The organism is Labrenzia sp. ATLA3 (assembly GCF_057180185.1).
This window is the reverse complement of sequence record NZ_JBXUKV010000001.1, coordinates 58,868-84,446: the sequence shown is the minus strand read 5'-3', so window position 1 is coordinate 84,446 and position 25,579 is coordinate 58,868. Positions and strand designations below refer to the sequence as shown.

Annotated in this window: 21 protein-coding genes, 2 tRNA genes and 1 riboswitch; of the genes, 13 read left to right on the top strand and 10 right to left on the bottom strand. The window is 57.7% G+C overall.

The genetic code is table 11. The features are described from left to right. Window positions 1-43 precede the first annotated feature (43 nt). The gene (locus AC2A6O_RS00375; RefSeq protein ID WP_498925306.1) at window positions 44-1,102 is read right to left on the bottom strand and encodes a cupin-like domain-containing protein; all 1,059 of its coding nucleotides are present in this window, start codon (window positions 1,100-1,102) and stop codon (window positions 44-46) included. Window positions 1,103-1,319: 217 nt separating this feature from the next. Next, window positions 1,320-1,395: transfer RNA gene (locus tag AC2A6O_RS00370), tRNA-Asn, on the bottom strand. A gap of 334 nt (window positions 1,396-1,729) precedes the next feature. Beyond that, a riboswitch (cobalamin riboswitch) is annotated at window positions 1,730-1,947 on the top strand. 33 nt (window positions 1,948-1,980) lie between these two features. Between AC2A6O_RS00370 and cobU the strand changes: the two genes are divergently transcribed. Genes cobU through AC2A6O_RS00340 form a run of 6 tightly spaced genes read left to right on the top strand, consistent with a single transcriptional unit; the run spans window position 1,981 to window position 9,919 of the window. Next, window positions 1,981-2,532, top strand: a complete 552-nt coding sequence (gene cobU, locus AC2A6O_RS00365; RefSeq protein WP_498925305.1) for a bifunctional adenosylcobinamide kinase/adenosylcobinamide-phosphate guanylyltransferase — start codon at window positions 1,981-1,983, stop codon at window positions 2,530-2,532. After that, complete coding sequence (gene cobW, locus AC2A6O_RS00360) at window positions 2,529-3,644, top strand: cobalamin biosynthesis protein CobW (RefSeq protein WP_498925304.1); 1,116 nt, start codon at window positions 2,529-2,531, stop codon at window positions 3,642-3,644. The genes cobU and cobW overlap by 4 nt, the downstream gene beginning before the upstream one ends. A gap of 34 nt (window positions 3,645-3,678) precedes the next feature. Beyond that, window positions 3,679-7,437, top strand: a complete 3,759-nt coding sequence (gene cobN, locus AC2A6O_RS00355; RefSeq protein ID WP_498925303.1) for a cobaltochelatase subunit CobN — start codon at window positions 3,679-3,681, stop codon at window positions 7,435-7,437. Next, entirely contained in the window at window positions 7,434-8,072 is a 639-nt protein-coding gene (cobO, locus tag AC2A6O_RS00350; protein ID WP_148587008.1) for a cob(I)yrinic acid a,c-diamide adenosyltransferase, read from the top strand. The genes cobN and cobO overlap by 4 nt, the downstream gene beginning before the upstream one ends. Window positions 8,073-8,122: 50 nt before the next feature. Beyond that, entirely contained in the window at window positions 8,123-8,422 is a 300-nt protein-coding gene (locus AC2A6O_RS00345) for a YrhK family protein (RefSeq protein WP_148587007.1), read from the top strand. Between the two features lie 6 nt (window positions 8,423-8,428). Continuing rightward, window positions 8,429-9,919, top strand: a complete 1,491-nt coding sequence (locus tag AC2A6O_RS00340) for a cobyric acid synthase (protein WP_498925302.1) — start codon at window positions 8,429-8,431, stop codon at window positions 9,917-9,919. Window position 9,920: 1 nt separating this feature from the next. Here AC2A6O_RS00340 and cbiB read toward each other — a convergent pair whose 3' ends face one another. Continuing rightward, entirely contained in the window at window positions 9,921-10,898 is a 978-nt protein-coding gene (cbiB, locus tag AC2A6O_RS00335) for an adenosylcobinamide-phosphate synthase CbiB (RefSeq protein ID WP_498925301.1), read from the bottom strand. A 9-nt stretch (window positions 10,899-10,907) separates the two neighbouring features. Then, window positions 10,908-11,891, bottom strand: coding sequence for a threonine-phosphate decarboxylase CobD (gene cobD / locus AC2A6O_RS00330; RefSeq protein ID WP_498925300.1), 984 nt, complete (start codon window positions 11,889-11,891; stop codon window positions 10,908-10,910). Between the two features lie 294 nt (window positions 11,892-12,185). On the opposite strand from cobD, the gene AC2A6O_RS00325 reads away from it, so the two are divergent. Next, complete coding sequence (locus tag AC2A6O_RS00325; RefSeq protein WP_498925299.1) at window positions 12,186-12,479, top strand: hypothetical protein; 294 nt, start codon at window positions 12,186-12,188, stop codon at window positions 12,477-12,479. A gap of 44 nt (window positions 12,480-12,523) precedes the next feature. Here the strand turns inward: AC2A6O_RS00325 and AC2A6O_RS00320 are convergent, their stop codons facing one another. Continuing rightward, on the bottom strand, window positions 12,524-13,654 hold the full coding sequence (locus AC2A6O_RS00320) for a carboxylate-amine ligase (protein WP_498925298.1): 1,131 nt from the start codon (window positions 13,652-13,654) through the stop codon (window positions 12,524-12,526). 415 nt (window positions 13,655-14,069) lie between these two features. After that, window positions 14,070-14,143 (bottom strand) — tRNA-Cys (locus AC2A6O_RS00315). Between the two features lie 250 nt (window positions 14,144-14,393). Between AC2A6O_RS00315 and AC2A6O_RS00310 the strand changes: the two genes are divergently transcribed. From AC2A6O_RS00310 to AC2A6O_RS00300, 3 genes are all read left to right on the top strand, one after another. After that, entirely contained in the window at window positions 14,394-15,056 is a 663-nt protein-coding gene (locus AC2A6O_RS00310; protein WP_498925297.1) for a protein-L-isoaspartate O-methyltransferase family protein, read from the top strand. A 210-nt stretch (window positions 15,057-15,266) separates the two neighbouring features. Further along, window positions 15,267-16,658 (top strand): TolC family outer membrane protein, encoded by a 1,392-nt coding sequence (locus tag AC2A6O_RS00305; protein ID WP_286192769.1) that lies wholly within the window; start codon window positions 15,267-15,269, stop codon window positions 16,656-16,658. Window positions 16,659-16,942: 284 nt separating this feature from the next. After that, window positions 16,943-17,671, top strand: coding sequence for a PopZ family protein (locus tag AC2A6O_RS00300; protein WP_498925296.1), 729 nt, complete (start codon window positions 16,943-16,945; stop codon window positions 17,669-17,671). A gap of 20 nt (window positions 17,672-17,691) precedes the next feature. Here the strand turns inward: AC2A6O_RS00300 and AC2A6O_RS00295 are convergent, their stop codons facing one another. Next, complete coding sequence (locus AC2A6O_RS00295) at window positions 17,692-18,120, bottom strand: DUF1284 domain-containing protein (protein WP_498925295.1); 429 nt, start codon at window positions 18,118-18,120, stop codon at window positions 17,692-17,694. A gap of 183 nt (window positions 18,121-18,303) precedes the next feature. On the opposite strand from AC2A6O_RS00295, the gene AC2A6O_RS00290 reads away from it, so the two are divergent. Next, complete coding sequence (locus AC2A6O_RS00290; protein ID WP_498925294.1) at window positions 18,304-21,234, top strand: valine--tRNA ligase; 2,931 nt, start codon at window positions 18,304-18,306, stop codon at window positions 21,232-21,234. Window positions 21,235-21,411: 177 nt separating this feature from the next. Next, a complete protein-coding gene (locus AC2A6O_RS00285) occupies window positions 21,412-21,894 on the top strand; it encodes a DUF2155 domain-containing protein (RefSeq protein ID WP_498925903.1) in 483 nt (160 codons plus the stop codon). A gap of 72 nt (window positions 21,895-21,966) precedes the next feature. Here the strand turns inward: AC2A6O_RS00285 and AC2A6O_RS00280 are convergent, their stop codons facing one another. The 3 genes from AC2A6O_RS00280 to AC2A6O_RS00270 form a co-directional block, all read right to left on the bottom strand. Then, window positions 21,967-22,758, bottom strand: coding sequence for a GNAT family N-acetyltransferase (locus AC2A6O_RS00280; protein WP_498925293.1), 792 nt, complete (start codon window positions 22,756-22,758; stop codon window positions 21,967-21,969). Between the two features lie 97 nt (window positions 22,759-22,855). Beyond that, window positions 22,856-23,332 carry a GNAT family N-acetyltransferase gene (locus AC2A6O_RS00275; RefSeq protein ID WP_498925292.1) on the bottom strand — a complete coding sequence of 159 codons (477 nt, stop codon included), beginning with the start codon at window positions 23,330-23,332 and terminating at the stop codon, window positions 22,856-22,858. A gap of 60 nt (window positions 23,333-23,392) precedes the next feature. After that, window positions 23,393-24,061 (bottom strand): alpha/beta hydrolase, encoded by a 669-nt coding sequence (locus tag AC2A6O_RS00270; protein ID WP_148586996.1) that lies wholly within the window; start codon window positions 24,059-24,061, stop codon window positions 23,393-23,395. 302 nt (window positions 24,062-24,363) lie between these two features. Here AC2A6O_RS00270 and AC2A6O_RS00265 point away from each other — a divergent pair, with 302 nt between their 5' ends. Next, a complete protein-coding gene (locus AC2A6O_RS00265) occupies window positions 24,364-25,533 on the top strand; it encodes a cysteine desulfurase family protein (RefSeq protein WP_498925291.1) in 1,170 nt (389 codons plus the stop codon). The last annotated feature ends 46 nt before the right edge of the window (window positions 25,534-25,579 follow it).

Sequence of the window (25,579 nt, the reverse complement as noted above, 5' to 3'; positions counted from 1 at the left end):
CTGGTATTCGAGGGGGGATTGGGAAGTCTTGGAGTCTCGTCGCTTACGTCTTGTCGACCTTTTTCAGCGTTGATCGAACATTTGGAAGCGTCAGTAGTGTGTTCGGTATTTGCAGCAGTTCCTTGAAAAATCGGCAAACCAGAGCAGCGCGGCTCGGTCTATAGGGCGATGAAATGAACGATTTCAGACCCCAGCCAATCCCGCCGACATTGGGAAGGGCGCGAATGGCGGTGTCATAGCTGCGCCGAACCAGCGCGGAATCGCTGTTCTTGAAGGAATGCAGCAATCCGCAGCGCTCCATATCTCGCTTGAATTCCTTCGAAACGACCGAGGTTTCGCGCTTCGTGAACGTCCAGTTGATGTTGATGTTCTCGTCTTCCTTGGCAACCACGCGGTGGTACCAAAGCGGCGGGAGGTAAAGAAGATCGCCTTCCTCCAGGTCGAATTTGTAAAACTGTTTGTTTTTCAGAAGTTTTTCTTCGTCTTTCAGAAGGGAAAAATTGGTGAACGGATAGCAGGGCAGCGGAGTGTCAGGCGATACGAGCACCCATTCCTTTCGCCCCTTAACCTGTACGGTGATGACATTCTCTGCGTTGGTATCGTAGTGAAATTCCGTTCGGTTGTTCCTGCTGTTCACCCAGAATCTCCAGGCGACGGAATCTTTCATTATCTGGTCAGAAGAGAGGACCTCCTTCAAAAACTCCGGCATCTCGATGTCCTGCTCAAGAACAGGTGACCGGCTTACGAAAAAGACGCCTCTGTCGCGAACGGATGGCAGGCTATGCAGGTCCGACCGCAGTCCTTTGGAAATCCATTTTTCTCGCGCTGGCCAGCTTTTAGCCAATCCCTTGATGAGCAAGGGCTGCTCCTTGTCACAGTAGCTTTCGAGAAACTCCGCATAACCGGGAGCTGCTGTGACTGCTGGAATGGATCGCTCTGTATCGCCGATCATTAGAGGTGTCCGGCTTTTGAGATCTGCAGGTGCATTTCTGGCGATGAAATTGCCCAGAAACCAACGCAAGTAACTTAACGTTATTTCACGATACGAGACGTCGTGGATTTTATCAAGAAAGGGACTCTCGTCATCGTCTCCTGCGCGCAATCACGCGAGAGCCGTCAGGGATCAACGGATGAATGTCGACGTGACGATAGGGAGATGTTCTGCCCCGGAACGCGGCTAACTTTTTCGGTCCGCGGCGATGTGACCTGTTGGTTGCAAGGCGCAAGAAAACCTTGCGGCATGCAATCGCGAACGGGAGAAACTCGTAGTTTCCAACCAATTTGAAGCGGACGTTTTGGGAAAAAAGAAGAGGTGGTGATGGCTCCCCAGGCCGGACTCGAACCAGCGACCCAGCGATTAACAGTCGCTTGCTCTACCAACTGAGCTACTGGGGATCACCACGCTCGGGGCCAGCGCGTTGCCGCCCCGTCGATGGAGATGCGTATATCAAAGGCTTCATCCGTTTGCCAAGCCCCCGAGGGTGTTTTTTTCATCGCGCCGTCATTTTTTTGAAGGCTATGTGGAAAACTCGATATATTTCAGAACGCTAGACCGACTGTGGAGCTTGGAAAACCCTACGTTCCGCGCTGTTTGATAGCGCCCTTGCGAGGCAATTGAGCAGTGCTATCGCCGGACTTTGACTCAAGATGGCGTAGGCGTGGGTGGATATGCCGGATCACCGGGGCAAGTGACCGAGTCTTTCTGCTGCTTGTGTCGGCCTCAAGATCCGTTTAGGAAGAAACCGACGGTTCCGGAACAGGCAATGCCCGATCCGGATGAAACGGGAATCCGGTGCGGACTTTTTCAAGTCCAGGTCCGGAGCTGCCCCCGCAACTGTGAGCGGTGAGTGGCTGTACGAAAACCACTGGCGTCCTTATGGGGCCGGGAAGGGGTACAGACCGCGCTGAGCCGCAAGCCAGGAGACCGGCCGTCGCATTGGCAACCCTATGGCGCTGTCGGGCGGACGGCTGGGAGAAGGAATGACGCATTCAACTGGCGAGAGGACGACACTGGTCCTCGGCGGTGCCCGCTCCGGCAAAAGCCGGTTGGCGGAAAAGCTCGCCCATGAAACCGGTCTGCGGAAAATCTATGTCGCAACTGGCGCTGCCCACGACGATGAAATGGCCAGTCGCATCGCCGCCCATAAAGATCAGCGCGGCCCGTCCTGGCACACCGTGGAAGAACAGCTCGATCTGGTTTCCGTTCTTCAAGGCGAATGCGGAGCAGACCGCGTGGTTCTGGTCGATTGCCTCACGCTCTGGCTTTCCAATCTAATGTTCGCTGACAAGGACGTTTCGGCTGAAACTGCGCGACTGTCCTCCGTTCTGAGGGATCTGAGCGGCCCTTGCGTCTTTGTTTCCAACGAAGTCGGCATGGGAATTGTGCCGGAGAACAGACTGTCGAGGTCGTTTCGCGATGCGCAAGGGCGTTTGAACCAGGATATGGCACAGGAGTGCCACCAGGTCGTCTTTGTCGCTGCGGGGCTGCCGCTGCTTTTGAAACCCAATTCACAACCGGATATCAAACTATGACCACTTCTTCCTTGCAGCCCGGCGCGAAAATACCGGCAACCATTGTCACTGGGTTTCTGGGCGCCGGCAAAACCACGCTGATCCGCAACTTGCTTACCAACGCCAATGGCAAACGGATCGCGTTGATCGTCAACGAATTCGGTGACATGGGATTCGACGGCTCTCTGGTAAACGGATGCGCGGACCCTGATTGCGCCGCAGAGGAAGTGGTTGAGCTGACCAATGGCTGCATCTGCTGCACCGTTGCCGACGATTTTCTCCCGACCATGGAAATGCTGCTCGCGCGGGACAATCCGCCGGAGCACATTGTCATCGAAACTTCCGGTCTTGCGCTGCCGCAGCCGCTTGTGCGGGCCTTTTCCTGGCCGAGCGTGAAACCGAAAGTAACGGTCGATGGGGTTGTGACCGTGCTTGACGCTGCCGCACTCGCCGAAGGCCGGATCGCACTTGATGAGGATGCGCTTGCTGCACAGCGTGCTGCTGACGAAGCCCTGGATCACGACAGTCCGGTCGAAGAACTCTTCCATGACCAGCTGCGGTGCGCCGATCTTGTTGTGCTGAACAAGGCCGATCTCGTTTCGGAAGACGCCCTGAAACAGGTGCACGAGAAGATCGCCGCCGATGTCCGTCCAGCCGTTCACGTGGTGGCATCCGAAAACGGCACGCTCCCGATTGAAGTTCTGCTCGGTAGGGGCTCTGCTGCCGAGGACGACATGACGGACCGTCACGAACATCATCACCACCATGATGACCATCATGATCACGACGATGACCACGACCACGACCACGATGATGACCACCATCACCACGATCATCACCATCACGATGATTTTGAAAGCCACGTGCTGGACGTCTCGTCCTTCGTGAGCCTGAAAGAGGCCGAGACAAAGGTTCTTGAAGCCATGACGCAAAAAGGTGTTCTGCGCATCAAGGGTTCCGTTAAGATCGAGGGCAAGGCGGCGCCGGCAATGGTGCAGGCCGTTGGTCCACGGGTCGAAACCTGGTTCGCCGCTGGAGCCGAAAGAAGCGGCAAGCTTGTCGTGATTGGTCTGAAAGGTCTGGATCTGGCTGCGGTGCGTGGTCTGCTGGGTGAATTGACGGCTGCTGCCTGACACGCTGAAAACAAGCCGGAAATAAAGACCAAGCATGCACATTCTTGCCAGTCAGACACGCCGGATCGATGACGGTGGAGACGCGGTCGATCTCGGCCAGTCTCCGGCCGACATTCTGTTCCTGTCCGCTGCGGACACCGAACTGGGCAGCTTTGCCGCGGCGCAAGGTCGTCTCGGGGCGGGCCGGGCAGAGCTACGGCTCGCCAACCTGATGGCCCTGTCGCATCCCTACTCGGTTGATCTTTATGCGGAACAGACGGTTCGTGGGTCCCGGTTGATTGTTTTGCGGATTCTGGGCGGAGTGGAATACTGGCGCTACGGCCTGGAGAGGTTCGAAGAGGAAGTCCGTGCGAACGGTATCGATCTGATTGTCGTTCCGGGTGACGACAAGTGGGACGAAGACCTGACGTCGCGGTCCACCAGAACATCGGCCGAAGTGCACCGTTTCTGGCGGTACTGTGTCGAAGGCGGAACGGAAAATTACGCCAACGCCCTGAGATACGCAGCCTATCTGATTGGAAAGGGCGAAGAACCGGCGCATCCGGTGCCCCTTCCTCGTGCCGGAATTTATCTTGCCGGGAAAGCAGCACCCGACATTGCACAATTGAAGGCATCCTGGCGTGACCCTGCCAGACCGGTGGCCGCAATCACCTTTTATCGTGCCCTGGTTCAAGGCGCCCAGACCGCGCCTCTGGACGCCCTCATCAATGCACTCGACAAGGCAGGCGTCAATGCGCTGCCGATCTACGTTTCCAGCCTGAAGGAAGCGGAATCCGTCGCCATCCTGCAAGGCCTGTTCGACGCGGCACCACCCGACGTTGTCTTGAACGGCACGGCCTTTGCTGTCTCCAAAGCCGGTGCTGCCCATCAGCCGACACCGCTGGACCGACCGGGCAAACCTGTGCTGCAGGTCGTCTTCTCATCATCCTCGAAAGAGGGCTGGCAAGAAAGCGATCAGGGCCTGTCGATCCGCGACCTTGCCATGCATGTCGTGTTGCCGGAAATCGATGGCCGTATCCTGACGCGGGCGGTTTCGTTCAAGGAAGAAGGTGTCTTTGACGAGACCACGCAATCGACACCGGTTGCCTTTACGCCTGTGCCTGACCGGATCAGGTTCACAGCAGAACTGGCAGCCGCCTGGGCCAAACTCGGACGGAAACCGGCAGAGGCCAGGAAATCCGCGCTTATTCTTGCAAACTATCCGAACCGGGACGGGCGTCTTGCCAACGGCGTCGGGCTTGACACACCGGCGTCTTGCGTACGCCTGCTGAAGACCATGACCGCTGCCGGATACGACACGGGAGACGGGCCGCAAACATCAGCCGATCTGATGGATATCCTGACGTCCGGCGTAACCAATGCGCTGGAGGGCCGGTCCGGCAAGGCAGACTATCAGGCGCTGTCACTTGAAGACTACGAGCGTTCGTTCAACAGATTGCCTGACGCCGTGCGTTCGGCCGTTGTTGAGCGCTGGGGCGCCCCTTCAGACGATCCCCACGTAACAGGTGGCCACTTTCGGCTGGCGCTGCACCGGTTCGGCAATCAGGTGGTCGGTATTCAGCCCGCGCGTGGCTACAATATCGATCCGAAGGAGACCTATCACGACCCGGCGCTTGTGCCGCCGCATCACTATTTTGCCTTCTACATCTGGCTGCGCGAGCAATTCGCGGTCGATGCCGTCATCCACCTCGGCAAACATGGCAATCTGGAATGGCTGCCCGGCAAGGCCTTGGCGCTGGCCGAAAGCTGTTTCCCGGAAGCCGTTCTGGGGCCGGTTCCGAACATCTATCCGTTCATCGTCAACGACCCGGGCGAGGGTGCCCAAGCCAAACGGCGCACGTCGGCTGTCATCATCGATCACCTGACGCCGCCCCTGACGCGCGCAGAGAGCCATGGCGTTGCGGAAGAGCTGGAGACCTTGCTGGATGAATATTACCTGGCAAGCGGTGTCGATCCGCGCCGTCTGAAGGCGTTGACGCGCGACATTCTGGACGCCGCCGCACGACATGGTCTGGACAAGGATATCGGCATCACCGACGCGATGGACGAGGAAACCCGTCTTGCGCGCCTGGACGCCCATCTGTGTGATCTCAAGGAACTGCAGATCCGGGATGGGCTGCATATTCTCGGGGAAAGCCCGGTTGGCGATCTTTTGACCGACCTGCTGGTTGCGCTCGCAAGGGTGCCGCGTGGCAGAAAGCCAGAGCAACAGAGCCTGCAACGGGCCATCGCAGCGGACCTTCATTTCGATGGCTTCGATCCTCTGGATTGCGATTTCGCTGCCCCCTGGCAGCAAGGTCGGCCAGACGTCCTGGCAAATGTCCTTGAGGCTCCCTGGCGCTCACAAGGCGATACGGTCGAGCGGATTGAGAGGCTTGCTCGGGAGTTCGTTGCAGGGAGCCGTGAAGTGCCTGAAAGCTGGCTTTCGACGCCTGCCGTTATGGGCGATCTGAACGCGGTCCTGCGTCCGGCTGTAACTGGCTCCGGCGATGCTGAAACGTCGGCGGTGCTGACCTCGCTTACAGGCGGCTTCGTAGCCCCTGGACCATCCGGAGCCCCGTCGCGTGGGCGTCCGGATGTGCTGCCCACCGGCCGGAATTTCTATTCTGTCGATGTGCGTGCCGTTCCAACCGAGACCGCATGGCGGCTCGGCTGGCAATCCGCGTCACTCGTTGCCGAACGGTTTTTCCAGGAAGAAGGCGAATGGCCGCAATCACTCGTGTTGACGTGCTGGGGCACAGCCAACATGCGAACCGGCGGCGACGACATTGCCCAGGCACTTGCTCTGATTGGTACGCGGCCGGTCTGGGAACAGGGATCCGGTCGGGTCACCGGGTTCGAAATCCTGAAACTGGCTGAACTTGGGCGTCCGCGTATCGACGTTACCTTGCGGGTTTCCGGGTTCTTCCGTGACGCCTTTCCCCACCAGATGGACCTTTTTGACAGCGCTGCCCGTGCGATCGGTGCGCTGGAGGAGCCGGACGAAGCCAACCCGATTGCTGCGCGGATGCGGTCGGAAAGCATGAGGCTTCGGGCCGAGGGGCTGGACAAGGCCGAAGCCGAGCGCAGAGCAGGGTTCCGCGTCTTTGGTTCAAAACCGGGTGCCTATGGTGCAGGCCTTCAGGCATTGATCGATGAGAAGCTCTGGGAAGAACGCGCAGACTTTGCCGATGCCTTCCTCACCTGGGGCGGATACGCCTATGGAGGCGGAGCGGAAGGCGCTGTTGCCAGACACGATCTTGAAACCAGGCTGAAAACCGTCGACGCCGTCCTGCACAATCAGGACAACCGCGAGCACGACCTCCTCGACAGTGATGATTACTACCAGTTCGAAGGCGGGTTGGCGGCCACGGTGGAAGCGCTGAAAGGCGACGCGCCATCGGTCTATCACAACGACCATTCGCGGCCGGAAAGCCCTGTGGTGCGCACCTTGGCTGAGGAAATCGGCCGGGTCGTGCGTGGACGGGCGGCAAATCCGAAGTGGATCGCGGGTGTCATGCGGCATGGCTACAAGGGGGCTTTCGAGATGGTTGCCACGCTCGACTATCTCTTTGCCTTTGCCGCAACGACCCGGGCCGTTGGCGATCACCATTTTGACCAGCTTTATGATGCCTATCTGGACAACGAAACAGTCCTGGACTTCCTCAAGGACGCCAATCCGGCCGGGCTCAATGAAATGCTGGACCGGTTTCTGGAAGCAATCGAACGCGGCCTCTGGACGCCGCGGCGCAATTCGACCCATGCTGCACTAAATGATTTGAAAACAAGACTGGAAGGGACGGACGCATCGTGACCGCCGACAAGGACAAGCCGGAACAGACCGAAGAAGAACTCAATGCCCGCCATGCGGAAAAGATGCGCAAGAAAAAAGCCGCGCGTGACAAGATCATGGCGACCAAGACCCTCGAAAAGGGCTTGCTGATCGTCCACACCGGCAAGGGCAAGGGCAAATCGACAGCCGGTTTCGGAATGGTGTTCCGCTCACTCGGTCACGGCCACAAGGTGGGCGTGGTGCAATTCGTGAAGGGGCGGATAGAGACCGGCGAGCGCATGGCCCTGGAACGCTTCTCCGATCTTGTCACGATCAAGCGGATGGGTGAGGGCTTCACATGGGAAACTCAGGACCGTCAGCGGGACATCGATGCGGCGAACGAAGCCTGGCAAGCCGCCAAGGAGATGATCACTTCCGGTGAGTATCGCCTGATCCTGTGCGACGAGCTCAACATCGTGCTGCGCTACGATTATCTTGACATCAACGAGGTCGTCGACTTCCTGAAGAACGAAAAACCGGAGGATGTCCATGTCGTCATCACCGGGCGCAATGCCAAGGACGAACTGATCGATATCGCCGATCTCGTGACCGACATGACCCAGATAAAACACCCGTTCCGGTCTGGCGTGAAACCCCAGGAAGGCATCGAGTTCTAGGACCTGTCCTCAGGATCGCTCAACACGATGGAAATTAGGGGGAAACGAGGATGAAAAAGCTATTCGACCATCGTCTCCGCACGGCCTCGCAGACGCATGTGGAAATAGTTCGAAAATACGAACTTTATCGAACCATCGTCGAGTTTCTGGCCGCCTTGACCTTTCTTGTCGGCAGTATCTTCTTTTTCTACGACAGCCTGATTTATGCGGGCACCTGGCTGTTCGTTATCGGGTCTGTTCTGTTCGCTGTGCGTCCGACGGTCCGCTTGATACTCGAGCTGCGGCTCGCCAACCTGCCGATCCCCTCCGAGTTCCGGCCTTATGGGGCGCCTCCTTTCGGCAAAGACTGAAATTGAATGGCTGAACAGATGTCCACCGGCAAGGTGCCGGCAATCATGATCCAGGGTACGGGTTCGAATGTAGGCAAAAGCCTGATCGTAGCCGGTCTGTGCCGTCTGTTTGCCAACCGCGGCCTGTCGGTTCGCCCTTTCAAGCCACAGAACATGTCGAACAATGCTGCCGTGACGGCCGACGGTGGTGAGATCGGGAGAGCTCAGGCGTTGCAAGCCATGGGCTGCCGCGTGCCCTTGAGCGTTCATATGAACCCGGTTTTGTTGAAGCCCGAGACGGACACCGGTGCGCAGGTGATCGTCCAGGGGCAGCGCCATGGGACGATGAGGGCACGGGAGTATGGAAAGCAGAAAGCGGAATTATTACCGAGAGTTCTGGAAAGTTTCTCGATAAACGCTTCAGGTGCGGATCTGGTGATTGTGGAAGGCGCGGGCAGCCCTGCGGAGATCAATCTAAGGTCTGGTGACATCGCTAACATGGGCTTCGCCGAAGCCGCTGATCTGCCGGTGATCCTGTGTGCAGACATCGACCGCGGCGGTGTCATCGCCTCCGTTGTGGGAACCTGCGCGGTTCTGGAAGATGAAGAACGTCAGCGCATCAAGGGCTTTTTCATCAACCGGTTCCGGGGCGACCCAAGCCTGTTTGATGAGGGCTTGCGGGAAATCGAAAGACGCACCGGATGGCAGGGTCTTGGCGTTGTGCCGTGGTTTGCCGACGCAGCGAAACTTCCTGCGGAGGATGCACTCGGTCTGTCAGACGGTTTTGGGGATGGCGGCCTGAAGATTGTCGTGCCCGTGATTTCACGGATCGCCAATTTTGATGACCTCGATCCGCTCCGGCTTGAACCGGGCGTAACACTGGAGCTTGTTCAGCCCGGCACGCCGTTGCCGGGAGACGCCGACGTTGTGCTTTTACCCGGGTCGAAGTCCACGGTCGGAGACCTTGCTTTCTTTCGAAAGCAGGGGTGGGACATTGATCTCAAGGCACACCATCGCCGGGGCGGGCATATTCTGGGCGTTTGTGGCGGTTACCAGATGCTGGGCAAGACCATCTCCGATCCGGAGGGTATCGAGGGATCTCCTGGAACGGCGGAAGGACTCGGATATCTGGATGTCGAAACCATCCTGACGGCAGAAAAATCAACCATTGCCGCACGCGGTACCCATGTTGCCAGCGGAGCCCCTGTGTCCGGATACGAAATTCATGTCGGCCGCACGTCCGGGCCGGATTGTGCCAACCCCATGATGCGACTTGATGAGGGGCGGGCAGATGGTGCGGTCTCGACGGATGGTCGCGTCTATGGAACCTACATCCATGGCCTTTTCACCGACGATGATTTCCGTGCCGCATTTCTGGAGGCTCTCTGCGTCCGGTCAGAGCTCAGCTACGATCAAGACATCGACCGGATTCTGGACGATCTCGCACGGCATCTGGACCAGGTCCTCGATGTAGAGTCCATCCTGAAGATTGCACGCGGAACAGGTGAAAACGCTTGATCTAGAAGGCCAGCAACAGCGCCAGACCTGCAATCAGCAATGCTTCAAGCGCGAAGCAGCCGACCAGGATCCTCAAGGCGCGCGTGATATCTTCCGCCCTTGCATCCTTGCGTCCGCTCGCATTCAGGTAGCGGTCGTTGACCGTATACCCCGGATAGACCCTCGGGCCTGCAAGCGCCAGGTTCAGCGCACCTGCCATGGCGGCTTCCGGCCAGCCGGCATTCGGCGAGCGGTGTTTTCTCGCATCATCCAGAATACAGGCGATGCTCTTGCGCACCGAACCTCGGGACAAGGGCGCGCAGAGAGCGATAAAAAGACCCGCCAGTCGTGACGCGGGCAGGTTGATCAGATCGTCGAACCGGGCAGCGGCCCAGCCGAAGTCGGCATAAACCTCGTTCTTGTGGCCGATCATGCTGTCGGCCGTGTTCACTGCCTTGTAGGCGATCAATCCGGGAAGGCCGAGCATGGCGAACCAGAAGACAGGTGCCACGATCCCGTCAGAATAGTTCTCGGCGCAGGACTCGATGGCTGCCCGCGAGACACCGGCCTCATCCAGTCGGTTCGGGTCGCGTCCGACGATCATGGAAACCGCTTTGCGCCCCCCGTCCAACCCGTCTTTGATCAACCCGTCCCGGACCGCGGCGACGTGACGGTAGAGACTGTTCTGGGCAATGAAAATCGCGGCCACGACAGCCTCAAGCACCCTGCCATAAGGCAGCCAGTTGGCGGTTGCCTCAATTGCGGCACCGATAAATCCGGCACCGGCGAGCAGAACAAGCAATGTCAGAACGCCACCGAGTTTTCGCGTTTCAGGGGCGTATTCCGTCTTGTTGAAACGACGGTCGAACAGTCCGATCACTTTGCCGATCCAGACGACCGGATGTGGCAGGCGTTGCCACATCCAGTCAGGATCGCCGATCAGGGCGTCCAGTAACAGCGCTGCGAGAAGCAGCCAGAGGGCGTGGTCGTAGAGGAGCATTCCAGTCCGTCAGACCTCTTGCAGCGCTTCGTCAAGAGCGTCGGTCAGACGTTTCAGGTTTTCCGGGCCACCGGGCAGGCCGAAACGGATCCAGGTTGGGGCGTAGTCGAATATCCGTGTCCAGATCCGTCTGCGGGCGAGGCTTTCATGCAAGGCCTTCGGATTCCGCAGACCGGCGAGCGCATAAAGAGGTGTGCCGCCGAATACGCTAAGGCCGGCTTGTGAAAGGGCAACGGTGAGGTCCGCCATATCCTCAATCAACTGCCGGGTGATCCGGTCCTGCCAGGCACTGTCTCTCAAGGCTTTGGCACCGATTTCCAGTGCCGGACCGCTGAGGCTCCAGCTATTCAGAAGTCTGGACATGCTGGAGATCGCAGTTTTTTCACCGGCGAGAAAGCCGATACGCAAACCGGCAAGACCGAAGAACTTGCCGAAGGATCTCAGCACGACGACGTTTTCCGTACCGATATGCGGCAGCAGGCTGGCTCCCGGAACGACATCCGCAAAGGCTTCGTCAACCACCAGATAGCCGCCTCTTGCACTCAATGTCTGTGCGATCTCGATGAGGCTTTTGACATCTGTCAGACGCCCGTCCGGGTTGTTCGGGTTGACGAGAACCAGGATTTTCGTATCGGCGGGCAGGGAGTAGACGCTGGACACCTCAATTGGTGCGCGGCTTTCCCGGGTCCAGGAATCCTTGTGACTGGTGTAGGTCGGAGTGGCCACGACCACCGGTCCATCCGGCAGGATCGTCGGCAGCAGCGACAGGAGGATCTGCGTCCCCGGCGCTGCAATAACACCGAGATGGTCTGGAATACGGTATGCGTTTCGGGCGGCTGCAATCAGATGTTCTTCCGCGCCGCGCGCGGGCAGGGCGGTCCAGGCTGAAGACGGTAGATCGTTCGGTACAGGGTAGCTGTAGGGATTGATCCCGGTCGACAAATCCAGCCAGTCGTCCCGCGTTCCGCCAAAGCGCTCAATCGCAAGGGTCAAATCCCCGCCGTGTTCCATCGAATATGCCTCTTGCAGTTGGCGGATCGGACAATCCACCCTTCGTCCAGTCATCTAGCCGGTTGAAAGATCAAAAGTACAGACGGTCCCGACATGCGCTGCCGCAGGAACGTCTCCAAAGTCTGCTCGGAAGCAGCATCTCGTTGTTAAGCGCAAGGTGCTCGTGCTTTCAAGCGTTTATGGCGAAACCTGTCAGCTCGGTTACCGATTGCGTGCAAGGGCGGCGGGTACGGCACACCACAAAGCAACCTGAGGCGCATTGACAGGCCTGGCGATTTGCAGAAGAAAGAACAAAAGAAGAACAAATTGATCGTAAAGTGCACGAAAGGACGCCCGATGCCAAAAAGCAGCCGTCATTCACCATTGCAGGATACCGAACGTGAAGCTCTGCTGGTTCAGCTTGCCCTTGCACGGCAGGCGTTGATCAAGGCACAGCGCGGCATGCGCCCCAGGTCGGGCCTGTCACGTTCAGCAGCGGCGGTGATAGAGGAAATTGACGAGTTTGCGTTTGTGCTCACCGGTTCTTCGGAGTTTTTTCACACAGGCGCACATGGCACGCCGCCGCGATAATTCGGTTGTTATCACGTTTCAAGACCTGGGAAGGTTTCCTTCCGTCAAAGCCCTTGTTGAGTCTCCGAAATCAGTTGGTCGACAACCTTTACAAGGGTGTCCTGAGGTATCTGACCGTCCTCGGGAAAGTCTCCGGCCAGTTTGAGTTGGCGTTCAGCGGATGTTCCCCTTGCAGCAATCTCTCTCAGGTGGGCCACATCGGCCTCACAGCCAAAATGAACGGCGTCGGGTTGGATGAGTTCGATCAGCTCTTCGATCATGTCCGGGAAAGCTGTTGTTTCATTCAGGCCGAAATCGATAAGTCTGGCAGTGCTTCCGTGCCGTTGTGCCTGCCAACGGTTTTCCGCCAGCAGAAACCGCGAATACTGCCGCCAGCCCTGATTGACACGGCGCAGCCTGAAGAGCATTCGGCATAGGCATCGGAAGGTTGCTGCAATCGCCATAGCATCGTCCAGCAGCGGGCAGACATCGGTTATGCGCATTTCCAATGTTGGAAACCTGTCCGAGGGGCGCAGGTCCCACCAGATCTTGGTGGCATCCTCAATGGCGCCGGCGCGAACGAGAATATCAACCGTGTGCAGATAGTCGAAATAGCTGTTGAAACCGGGTGGCAGCCCCGTTCGCGGCATCTCGTTGAAAACCGACAGTCGGTACGATTTCAGACCGGTGTTCCGGCTTCGCCAGAAAGGCGAGGATGTGCTGAGGGCCAGCAGGTGCGGCAGGAAATAGGCGAGCTGGTTGAACAGCTCGATGCGCAATTCCTCATCCTCGATGCCGACATGCACATGCATGCCGCAGATCACCATGCGCTTGACCACGACTTGCATGGTTCTGGCGATTTCATTGTAGCGTTCCTTGTCTGTGTGCGGCTGGTCCGTCCAATCTGCGAACGGGTGCGTTGAGGACGCAATTGGTGCCAGGTCGAACGCTGCGGCTTCGTCCGCAATCGTCTTGCGGAGGAACCCGAGTTCAGATCGCACCTCCTGAAGACTGGAGCAGACCGGTGTGCCGACCTCTATCTGGCATTTCAGGAATTCAGGACTGACGCGTCCTTCAAGGGCGTTTTCGCAAGCCTTGAAGAGCTCGGGCGGCGGCGAACTCGCCAGCTTGCGGGTCGATTTGTCCACAAGGAGATATTCTTCCTCGACCCCGATAGTGAAACTAGGTTCCTTCATGAGGTGAGCTTCCGGGAAATTGTAACGTCAGGTCAAGCCAGAAAGTAGGCGCATGGGATGTTCAGGGACCTACGGACCGCTGCGATCTGTCCGGCTCGGCTATAGGTCTTCGACATCAAACGTCGAGGCAAAGCGGGCAAGCGGGCAAAGGGGGAGTTGAAGGTCGCCGTTTTCGGCAGGCCACGAATCCTAAAAAAGGGGAGCACATCCTAGTCGTTTTCCAGCGGTCTTGAAGTTGCTGCGTGAAGATACGCTCAAAACTTACCGTTCGGCAGCGGCGTTTTCGGATTGCACATTCACGAGGATTTCCCGTTTGCAGCGCTTCTGAAAAGAGGCCAAGGTGCAACGGATCAAGAAATCACCAGCACCGTCCAGGCGACGGCACGTGAAAAACGATCTGAGCGAAAACAGGAAGTGGAGGCCCCGACCGGAATCGAACCGGTGTACACGGATTTGCAATCCGCTGCGTCACCACTCCGCCACAGGGCCCCTAGGTGGTGTGCCGCGCCTTATCAAACAGTTGCGCGATTTGGTCAAGCCCTGAATTTAACGCCGTACACATTTCCACCGTTGCGGGAGACCGATTTGAAGAAACCCCTTTGTCGCAGTCTATTTTCCGCAGAAACGTGGTGCGATTGCGGGATCTGTTTGCACGGATACTTGTCAGGCAGCCTTTGCATCGCTAATGAACGTTTCTCAAGAGGCGCCGGTAATCCGGCATGTCAAAGTGAGGGCCGATATGACGGACTTTAATCAGTCCCGCCGCAAGATGGTGGATAACCAGCTGCGTACCAACGATGTGACCGATCACCGGATTCTGGACGCAATGGAACTGGTGCCGCGCGAGCGCTTCGTACCGGCATCCAAGCGTGCCGTTGCCTATATTGATGAGGACCTTCCGGTTGGTGGGGCCGATACGGGCCGTATGCTGATGAAGCCGCATATTTTCGGAAAGCTGGTGCAGCTGGCCGAAATCCAGGAAGGCGATATCGTTCTGGTCATCGGGGCGGGAACTGGCTACAGCGCGGCCGTGGTCTCCAAACTTGCTGCTTCTGTCGTCGCTCTGGAGGAAAATCCGGATCTCGCAAAGACCGCCACTGAGGTTTTGGTAGACCTCGGCACCGAAAATGCGGTGGTCGTGGAAGGGGCATTGGCCGAGGGCTATTCCTCCGAGGGCCCTTACGATGTCATTCTTGTGGATGGTGCTGTTGAGGTATTGCCACAGACGCTGACAGACCAGTTGAAGCCCGCTGGCCGCCTGGCCGTGATCGAAGGTCGCGGTGGATCCGGTGTCGCCAAGCTTTACCAAAAGTCGGGCACTGCGGTCAGCAGCCGATTCGGCTTCAATGCATCTGTGAGCCTTTTGCCGGGCTTCGCCAAAGCGGAAGAGTTCGTATTCTAAGGCGTCGACGCCATGTCAGATAATTGGAAACCCGCTGGAGTCCGGCGGGTTTTTCTTTGACAATCAGATTTGGACTTTATGCAGCGGGAACTTGTTGCCATTAAGCCGCACTCGGGGAAATTCGCAATTATCCGCTCTCAAACGGTTGAAGAATAACACCCATCAGTTTACTCAACATGATCAAGTCGGTTGACCCGTGAGGAGTGTGGGGTGTCTGGTCGTTCAACTCTAAAAGTTTTGACCATTGCTGTAGGGCTGATGGGGGGCGTTTCCGCTGCCTCGTTAACTGGTGCCTCCCTGTCTCCCGCTGAAGCGGAAACGATCAGAGAAGCGCTGGCTCTTGCCTATTCCAATAACCCCACCTTGAATGCAGCCCGTGCGCAGCTTCGTGGTGTGGATGAAAACGTGCCGCAGGCGCTGTCCGGATGGCGGCCGACAGTGACGGCATCAGCAGCGGCCGGGCGTCTCGCAACAGGGGCCGACTCGACGATCGACTACCGCAACAATGCGTCGATCTCCCTGACCATCAGTCAGACCCTGTTCCGTGGCTTCCGGACGATCAACTCCACTCGTCAGGCAGAAGCTGTCGTTCGCGCTCAGCGCGAAAGCCTTATGTCGACGGAACAGGACACACTGCTCGACGCCGCCACATCCTATGTGGATGTGATCAGGGATACCGCTCTTGTGTCGCTGCAGCGTAGTGACCTTGCCTTCCTCCAGGAACAGGTCAGGGCCGCTCGCGACAGGTTCGATGTAGGTGAAGGCACCCGGACGGATGTGAGCCAGGCGGAAGCCCGTGCTTCCGAAGCACGTGCCAGCCTCAACACCGCAATGGCCAACCTGAACACCAGTCGTGCCATCTATCGCCAGATCATCGGTGTGGAAGCACGCAGCCTGTCGGCCGACACGTCCATCAGCCGTTTTGTTCCGAAGTCCATCGAAAACGCGATGCAGATGAGCGAAACGCACCAGCCGTTGATCCGTCAGGCTCAGCATCTGGTCGATGCCGCCATCTTCAACATCAAGACGATCGAAGGTGAGCTTCTGCCGACAGTAACACTTGATGGCAGCGTTTCCAGATCGTGGAACCCGTCACCCGTGACCGACTATAGCGACAATGCCCAGATCTTCGGAAATGTCAGCATTCCGCTGTACCAGGGTGGTGGCGTGTCCTCGCGGGTTCGTCAGGCGAAGGAAGAACTGGGCCAGACCCGGTTGCAGCTGGATGTCGCACGCGATCAGATTCGGGCCAACGTCATTTCCGCCTGGGGCAATTACCAGGCTGCTGAAGCTTCCATTGTTGCGGCACAGGCCGCCGTCAAGGCGCAGCAGCTCGCCTTGGAAGGTGTCATTGAAGAGCAGCGCGTCGGGCAGCGAACAACACTTGATGTCTTGGATGCGCAGCGTGAACTGGTGATACAGCAATCAAATCTCGTGACCGCACAGCGTAACCGGATCGTAAGCGGCTATCAGCTGGTCGCCTCTGTGGGCCGGCTGGATGCAGAATCGCTCGGCCTCAGTGTTGCTCGCTACAATCCGAAACAGCATTACCAGGCTGTGCGCGATCAGTGGTTCGGACTGCGTACACCGGATGGCCGCTAAGAAACTCGTAACTTGTCTCCGTCACGATGGTGGCTGATGGTCGAAAGATCTTCAGCTGCTTTTGTTGTTTGGCATAACATCCTGATAAATTTACGAAGGATGACGAGAAGCGCTTGGGCGATATCCACCCGTGGTCGGTAATTTCCGACTAAAAAGGGGATAAGGCGATGCATCGGAGCGCGTTCACTTTGCGCGTTTCCTATGGACCCTCATAATTTCGGTTAACGAATCATTTTGACGGAACTGATTGTTCCTGAGCGTAGCCGGTAAGTACGGGGGAAGTCATGGCGCAGGCGAAGAAGGCTGATGAGCCGTCGATGGAGGAAATCCTCGCATCGATCCGCCGAATCATATCCGATGAGGACTCCCAGGGAGCCGACGAAGGCGAAAACGGCAGCACTGAACCCGTAGAGACACCAGTAGAAGAAGAGGCGACGGACGATATGGGCGATGCCTCCGAAATGTCCCAGGACGATCTCGACAAGCTGTTCGACATGAGCAGCGACGTCGAAGAAGACATACCCGCGGAAGACGATGATGCGGATGATATGGCAGCGGCGATGGCCGCGGATGCCGAAGAAGACGAAGGCGACGATGTTCTTGAGCTGACTGAAGAATTGGCCATTCCCGAAGACGATGCAATGGACATGGTCGAGGGTATGGCTGAGGACTTGGACGGTGATGACGGCGACATTTCTTTCGCGGCTTCTCCAGCACCCGAGCCGGAACCGGCATTCGATCCTGAGCCGGCCATTGAGACCAGCCCGGTACCGGACGACCTGCCGGATGTGCCCGTCGACGCCCCTCTGACCTCGATGAACACTGGCGAAGCGGTTCACGCAGCTTTCGACAATCTGTCGAACATGTTTGTGGGGACCCAGGCGCAGACAGTGGAAGAGCTGGTCAAGGAAATGCTGCGGCCGATGCTGAAGGCCTGGCTCGACCAGAACCTGCCCGGCATGGTGGAGCAGATGGTCCAGAAGGAAATCCAGCGCGTGACGCGCCGGCGCTAGGCCGAAATTGCCCGACGTTTTCAGTCAGGGGGTGCCAGATGGCATCCCCTGAATTTTTTCCGGGCAATTGACGAACACAGGTGATGCCATTCGCATCCTTCGCAAGCCTTTCGGAGTGCGCCGTTGGCGAATGCATTTCTCAAAAGAGCGATGTCCTGGCCGGTTAAAACGAAACTGTCGCCGGTTTCGACAGAGTGCCCGAGAGCATGTGCGATATCGTTGGCCGCCGTCCGGTCTCTGTTACGAACGCTTTCATTTCGGCAATGGCAGCCCGGTTCGCTCAGCATGGGGTGACACAAGGCGTCAGGACCATCCACCAACGCGATTGGCTCACCGTCATTCAGGCGTTGAACGATTATGCTGTAGTTCTCGACGAAGGCGGGCGTATAGCCCTTGCCCAGATAGGTCAGCATGCAAAGCAGGTGGTGCGGACGGATTGAAACGGTCATGATCTGCTTATCGCAGCAAACGCCTTCGGACCCAAGTTCGGATCGACGGATAGGCGTTTCTCCTTCCAAAAGCGCCACATGGCTGCGGGATTGGCCTGCATAGGCGGTTGACTTGCGGCATCGCATCCGATTTACACGGTGCTTCACGAAAATCGAATTTCATTCTCCCATTGAGTGACCCTGATGCTGGATAAGACCTACGATGCGGCCAGCGTTGAGCCGCGGATTTACGAAACCTGGGAAAAGGCGGAGGCCTTCAAGGCCGGAGCTGGTGCCAAAGAGGGCGCAGCCTCCTTTTCCATCGTAATTCCGCCGCCCAACGTGAACGGTTCGCTGCATATGGGGCATGCTCTCAACAACACCCTGCAGGACATCCTGATCCGCTGGAAACGCATGCAGGGTTTCGACACCCTTTGGCAGCCGGGAACGGACCATGCAGGCATTGCGCTACAGATCGCTGTCGAAAGACAGATGGCCGAGCGCAATGAGCCGAGCCGCAGAGAAATCGGCCGCAAGGCATTTGTCGAACGGGCGTGGCGCTACAAGGGTGAAGTCGGCAGCGCAATCATCGCTCAGCTGAAGCGTCTGGGGGCGTCGTGTGACTGGTCGCGTGAACGCTTCACGATGGACGAAGGCCTGTCCGAGGCTGTTCGCAAGGTTTTTGTCGACCTCTATAACGAGGGCCTGATCTACAAATCCAAACGGCTGGTCAACTGGGACCCGAAAATGGAGACCGCCATTTCGGATCTTGAGGTCGAGAACATCGAGACCGATGGCCACATGTGGCACTTCCGCTATCCGCTGGCCGGTGGCGCTACCTATGAATACGTCGAGAAGGACGAAGAGGGGAACATCACCCTTCGCGAGACCCGCGACTATATTTCGATTGCCACGACACGCCCGGAAACAATGCTCGGCGACGGCGCGGTTGCGGTTCATCCGGATGACGAGCGATACAAGCCGATTGTTGGTAAACTCTGCGAGATTCCGGTCGGGCCGAAGGAGCATCGCCGCCTGATCCCGATCATCACCGACGAGTATCCGGATCCGGATTTCGGCTCGGGTGCAGTCAAGATCACCGGTGCGCATGACTTCAACGACTACGGCGTCGCGCAGCGTAACAAGATCCCGATGTACCGTCTCATGGACACCAAGGGTGCGATGCGCGCCGACGGTGCGCCTTATGTCGAAGAAGCCGGCAAGGCTCAGGCGATCATCAATGGCGCTGAGATGACCCTTCAAGAGGTCGACCTGATCAACATCGTTCCGGAGGACCTGCGCGGTCTCGACAGGTTCGAAGCGCGTAAACGGGTGATTGAACAGATCACGGCGGAAGGTCTGGCCGTCACGGTTCCGGCCGACCATCCGGATGTCGCATGGATGAAGGGACAGGCGCCGGAGTGGAATTCACTTGGCGGGGCAGTCGTTCGTCCGCTGGAGGAAGGCGCGGACGCGCCGGAACGTCTGCCGCTGGTTGAATCCAAGAAAATCATGCAGCCGTTCGGAGACCGGTCCAAGGTCGTCATCGAACCCATGTTGACCGACCAGTGGTTCGTCGACGCCAAGACATTGGCGGCACCGGCCCTGAAAGCCGTTCAGGACGGCACGACCAAACTTATTCCCGGCAACGCCGAAAAGGTCTACTTCAACTGGCTCAACGACATTCAGCCCTGGTGTATTTCGCGCCAGCTCTGGTGGGGCCATCAGATCCCGGTCTGGTATGACGAAGACGGCACGGAATACTGCGCGCATTCCGAGGAAGAAGCCGTTGCAATGGCCGGCGGCAAGGCGCTGACGCGGGATGAAGACGTTCTGGATACCTGGTTCTCTTCCGCGCTCTGGCCGTTCTCGACAATGGGCTGGCCGAACAAGACGCCGGAACTGGCACGCTACTACAAGACCGATGTGCTCATTACGGGCCTCGACATCATCTTCTTCTGGGTTGCCCGGATGATGATGCAGGGACTTCATTTCATGGATGAAGTGCCGTTCCACACGGTCTATTTCAACTCGATCGTCGTCGACGGCAAGGGCAAGAAGATGTCCAAGTCGACCGGCAATGTGATTGATCCGCTGGATCTGATCGGACGGTTCGGGGCCGACGCGACCCGCTTCGCGCTTGCAAGCCAGGAAGTCCAGGCCCGCAGAATGCTGCGGATGTCCGACCAGGCTGCTGAAGGCGGTCAGCGCTTTGCGACCAAGCTCTGGAATGCGGCAAGGTTCGCGGAAATGAACGGATGCGCGCGCGTGCAAGGGTTCGATCCGGCAGCAACCACGCACACGCTCAACCGCTGGATTGCGACCGAGACGGGCCGCTGCATCGCCGAAGCAACCGCGGCTCTGGAAGACTTCCGGTTCAATGATGCATGTGGTGCGATCTACCGCTTTACCTGGAACACGTTCTGCGACTGGTATCTTGAACTGGCCAAGCCGATCTTCAACGGCGAAGACGAAGCTGCCAAGGCAGAAACGCGTGCGACCGCTGCTTGGGCACTGGACGAGATTCTGAAGGTTCTGCACCCGATCATGCCGTTCCTGACGGAAGAGCTTTGGGAGCGCCTGGGTGATGAAGGCAATGCTCAGGACAGTCTGCTTATGTTGGCGGCCTGGCCGGAAGCGAAGGTTTCTGACGAGGACGCAGCTGGGGAAATCAATTGGCTTGTCGATCTGATTTCCGAAATCCGGTCAGTTCGCGCGGAAATGAACATTCCGGCAGGGACAAAGGTCTCCGTGATCGTGACGGGGGCCAGCGAGAAGACCAAAGCCCGGCTGCAGACCCACGAGTCCGCCATTCTTCGTTTGGCCCGAGCTGAGACAGTGACGCTGGCAGATGCGGCTCCTTCAGGCGCAGCCCAGATCATTGTTGGTGAAGCCACGGTTTGTCTTCCGCTCGCCGGTGTGATCGATCTCGGCGCCGAAAAGACTCGTCTTCAGAAAGAAGCCGGCAAGCTGGAAGGTGAAATCACCAAGATCGAGAAGAAGCTTTCAAACCCGGCATTCGTTGCCAAGGCCCCGGAAGAGGTTGTCGACGGTGAACGGGAAAAAGTTGCCGAATCCAGAGAAAAGCTGGAGAAGGTCCAGACGGCTCTCGGCCGTTTGGCGGAAATCGGCTAGATCATTTCGAGGCCCGGAACAAGCTTTGTCTTTTCCGGGCCGCAATTCGGTGCTAGCGCCGCATAAAAGAACATACGTATGCTTGGCATCCGAGGAATCGAATTGAAGCTGATGGCGGACCAGTTTGACATCATGAGAGCGGTTAGGCGCCTGCGCGCAGGCCTTGGAATAGCGGCGATGGCGGCGGTAACGCCCCTGGCTTCGGCGCACGCGGAAAAGATCGAGAATCCGGTCGCTGTCTTCTCGGGGCTCGACAAGATCACTGGACGTATCATCTCGTTCGATGTCTACATCGGCGAGACAGTTCAGTTCGGGGCGCTGCAAGTCACGCCAAGGGTCTGTTACACACGTCCTCAGACAGAGTCGCCTCTGACGACCGGATTTGTTCAGGTCGATGAAATCACGCTCAACAACGAAGTGCGGCGGATTTTTTCCGGCTGGATGTTTGCGGCCAGTCCCGGTCTCCATGCTGTCGAACATCCCGTCTACGACATCTGGCTGACTGATTGTAAGGCCGCCTCCACCGTTCCGCCGCCTGACGACTATGCCGGACCGCCTATAACAGGCAGCGCTGCAGAAGGCGATGACCCGCTGGCAGGTCCTGAGGATGGTCAGGATCACGGCCCAATTGTGCCGCGCGCAAAACCTTTTGAAGGGTAATACCAACTTCAAAAGAGCGGGTCTTGTTTGTCGAGGCTGGGATAAGCCGCTGGGGAGGCTGGTTTCGGAGCACTAACGTGTGAAGCGTTCAGCTCCGCTCGTGGCCAGCCCGGAATAAAGCTGTCGTGACAGGGATAGCCCACAACCTTCCACCATGCGGCGTGACGTCATATTCGTCGACGACACCAGCTCATAGAGATGGCTTGCCGCAAGCTCGGTCAGGCATGCGTCCGCCATCATTGCGTTGACATAGGTGCCCAGGCCGTTACCACGATGAGCGGGGGCAACGGCTACGAGACCGCCCCACGCATAGCGGCAAAATGGGCTGTGCTGATTGTGTGGCAGATAACCGTGCGCGCAGGCCGCGAAACCGCCTGTTGCATCCAACAGTCCGACGGAAACAACGGAGCCGTGGTCTCCATTCAGAAATGAACCGGACAAAGGCGCAATGCCAGCGGCGGCAACGAATTCCTGAAACGAACCCGTCAGCGGCCCCTCAGCTCCGTCCAGTCCAGAAAATGTATGAAGTCCGTCCGGAAGGTCCCTTGAAAGGATTGGCGTCGTTGCAGCTTTGATTGCCTCAGCGTCGCCGACAAATACATCCCAGGTGTCCAGCCGGTAGCCCTTTTCAGTCAGTGTGTTCTCCAGATCTGCGTGTCCGTTTGTGTCAAGCAGGCGAAATCCGAAGACACCGTCTTCTTCGAGTGAGTTGAAGATAGTGTCGAAACCCAAAACCTCAGGGGCGTCTGTCCCGAGCATGCGGACGTTACAGCAGGCACCAGGAGTTTCCATGGTCCAGCCATACAGCTCTTCAGCGCGTTGCTGCAGTTGAACCTGCTGCTTTGTTCCGAAGTATCCGGCCATGATGTTTTACGCCTCCCGTTTTTGCCTTTTGAAATGAAGGCAGGCAAATGCGGGTCTGTCCAGACCGGGGAGCGTCATTGAAGCAAAGTGCTTGCGTCTATGTCCGTGCGGGGAATCCGGGTGCGCGCATTTCAAACCCCGTCTTTGTGGTGGCAAAACCAAGGTCTTTGTAAAATCGATGCGCATCCTTGTTGGCCGCACCAGACAGCAGCATCACCTTGAAAGAACCAGACGCAAAGGCCGTGTCAGTGGCGCTTTGAAGCAGCGCTCTTCCGATTCCCTTGCCGCGCCAGTCAGCGTGTGTGACGACATTTTCAATGAGAGCAAAGGGCGCACAGCCGCGTGTGAGGTTCGGGACGATGACCAGCATGCATGTCGCAACCAGTGCGCCGTTCAGGTCTGCGACAAGCAAATTGACGCCCGGTTGAGCCAGAATTTGGTCAAAAGTTTCGAGCTGCAACTTTTCAGCGGCGGCAATGTCATCCGAAATAAGCTGCGCGTAGAGTGCACACAGACCTTGAAAATCTTCTTTGGTAGCCGATCGGATAACGGGAGTGTCTGTTGAAACGGGCATGAGAACCGCAGGCGTTCCAGGAAACAAAAAGCCCGCCGGGTGGCGGGCTTCGATGTCGTGTCAGTCGATGTCGACGTAATCGGATGGCGAAAGCCCCAGCCGGCCATCGACATAGGTGCCGCAACGCTGCATCAGATCATCCATATCGTTCTCGAAGAAATGGTTGGCGCCCGGAATTGTCTCGTGATCGATCACGATGCCTTTCTGGGTCTTCAGCTTGTCGACCAACGTCTGCACATCCTTTTGCGGAACAACCTTGTCGTTGTCTCCATGGATGATCAGGCCGGAGGACGGGCAGGGGGCGAGGAAGGAGAAGTCGTGTAGGTTCGCCGGCGGAGCAACCGAAATGAACCCTTCCACTTCCGGACGGCGCATAAGAAGCTGCATGCCGATCCAGGCACCAAACGAGAATCCGGCAATCCAGCAGGCGCGAGCGTCTGTGTGAACGGTTTGCACCCAGTCGAGAGCGGCAGCCGCATCGGAAAGCTCACCCTGGCCGTGGTCAAACGTACCCTGGGATCGGCCCACGCCACGGAAGTTGAAACGCAGCACCGCAAATCCGCGCCGGGCAAACATGTAGTACATCTGGTAGACGATCTGGTTGTTCATCGTGCCACCGAATTGTGGGTGCAGATGCAGAACCAGGGCGATTGGCGCGTTGCGTTTTCTCGCGGGATGGAACCGGCCCTCAAGCCGGCCGGCGGGACCGTTGAAGATCACCTCAGGCATGAAACGCTATGTCCTTGTCATTTTGTCGCGCGAGTGAAGGTCGCGCGGGAATTCTGGGCTCACGATACGTGGTTTCCCGTAAGTCTAAACTTGACTCTTTGTCTCCGAGTTTCTAGAACCCTGTTTAGAATTATTCGAAAGTTCGCACCTTACCTCAGCAGGCAGACGATGCTCGGTTCGACCGGTTGGGGGCAGTTATCGTCATGATGGCGGAAAAATTCAAGGTTTTTCGCACATCTACCTGACAACAAAGCGAGTTTTCGATTTTTTGCAAGGCTTGAGATCAAACGATAAGAGGCGCTATGCAGCATCAGCCTGCTCCGATCTATCTGGACCACAACGCGGGCGCACCCCTGCGCGATACCGTTCGTGAGGTCATGATCGAAGCACTGAATGATGCTGGTAACGCGTCCTCTGTCCACGCACATGGCCGGAAGGCGCGTGGTCGTATTGAGACAGCGCGCGACCAGGTCGCACGGCTTTGCAACGCGAAAACCCGCGCCGTGACATTCGTCTCCGGCGGGACCGAAGCAAACATGACGGCCCTCTCACAGAGCTGGCAGGATCAGGGCGCTCCGGTCTATCTCGACAAACTCTTCAGAAGTGCCGTTGAACATCCCTCTGTAATGACCGGCGGGCGGTTCCCCGTTTCCGATCAGGTGGTCATACCTGTCGACGGAGACGGCCGCGTTGTGCTTGACGCTCTGGAACAGGCTGTCAAAGACGTCGAACCAAGTCTCATTTCCGTAATGGCCGCCAACAATGAAACCGGTGTCATTCAGCCGTTGGGTGAAATCGGTGCCATTGCCGAAAAATACGGTCACTTTTTTCATGTGGACGCGGTTCAGGCTGCCGGCCGGATGCCGATCGATCCTGACAGCTGGCAGGCGGATGTGCTGACGTTGTCGGCTCACAAGTTCGGCGGTCCACAGGGCATCGGTGCGGTTGTGGTGCGTTCAACGGCCCGCGTTCCAGCGCCTTTGATGGTCGGCGGCGGACAGGAGAACTGGCGCCGTGGCGGAACGGAAAATGTTTCCGCAATTGCCGGCTTCGGAATTGCCAGCAAAGCCGCCCTTGAAGAAGTCGCCGACATGCGCCATTTGAGAGAGATGAAGGCGAAGCTCGAAGCCGGGCTGTGCGCGATTTGTCCTTCGACAGTGATTTTCGGCGACAAGGCGGAAAGACTGTCCAACACCTGTTGTTTTGCCGTTCCGGGCATTCCGGCAGAAACCGCGCTGATCGCTTTTGATCTCGACCATATTTCGGTTTCATCCGGTTCTGCCTGCTCCTCCGGCAAGGTGTCCGTGTCCCATGTGCTGACCGCCATGGGCGTTTCGGAAGATCTTGCACGTTGCGCCTTGCGCGTCAGCATGGGGTGGAATACCAGCGGCTCCGACATAGACAGGTTTCTCGAGCTGTGGCCAAAAATCGTTGGCAGGCTCAACCCGCAAGCTCGTCACCAGGCAGCTTGATGACAGGAATTCGGCAGCTTTGCTGCCAGACATGGCGCAGGTGACA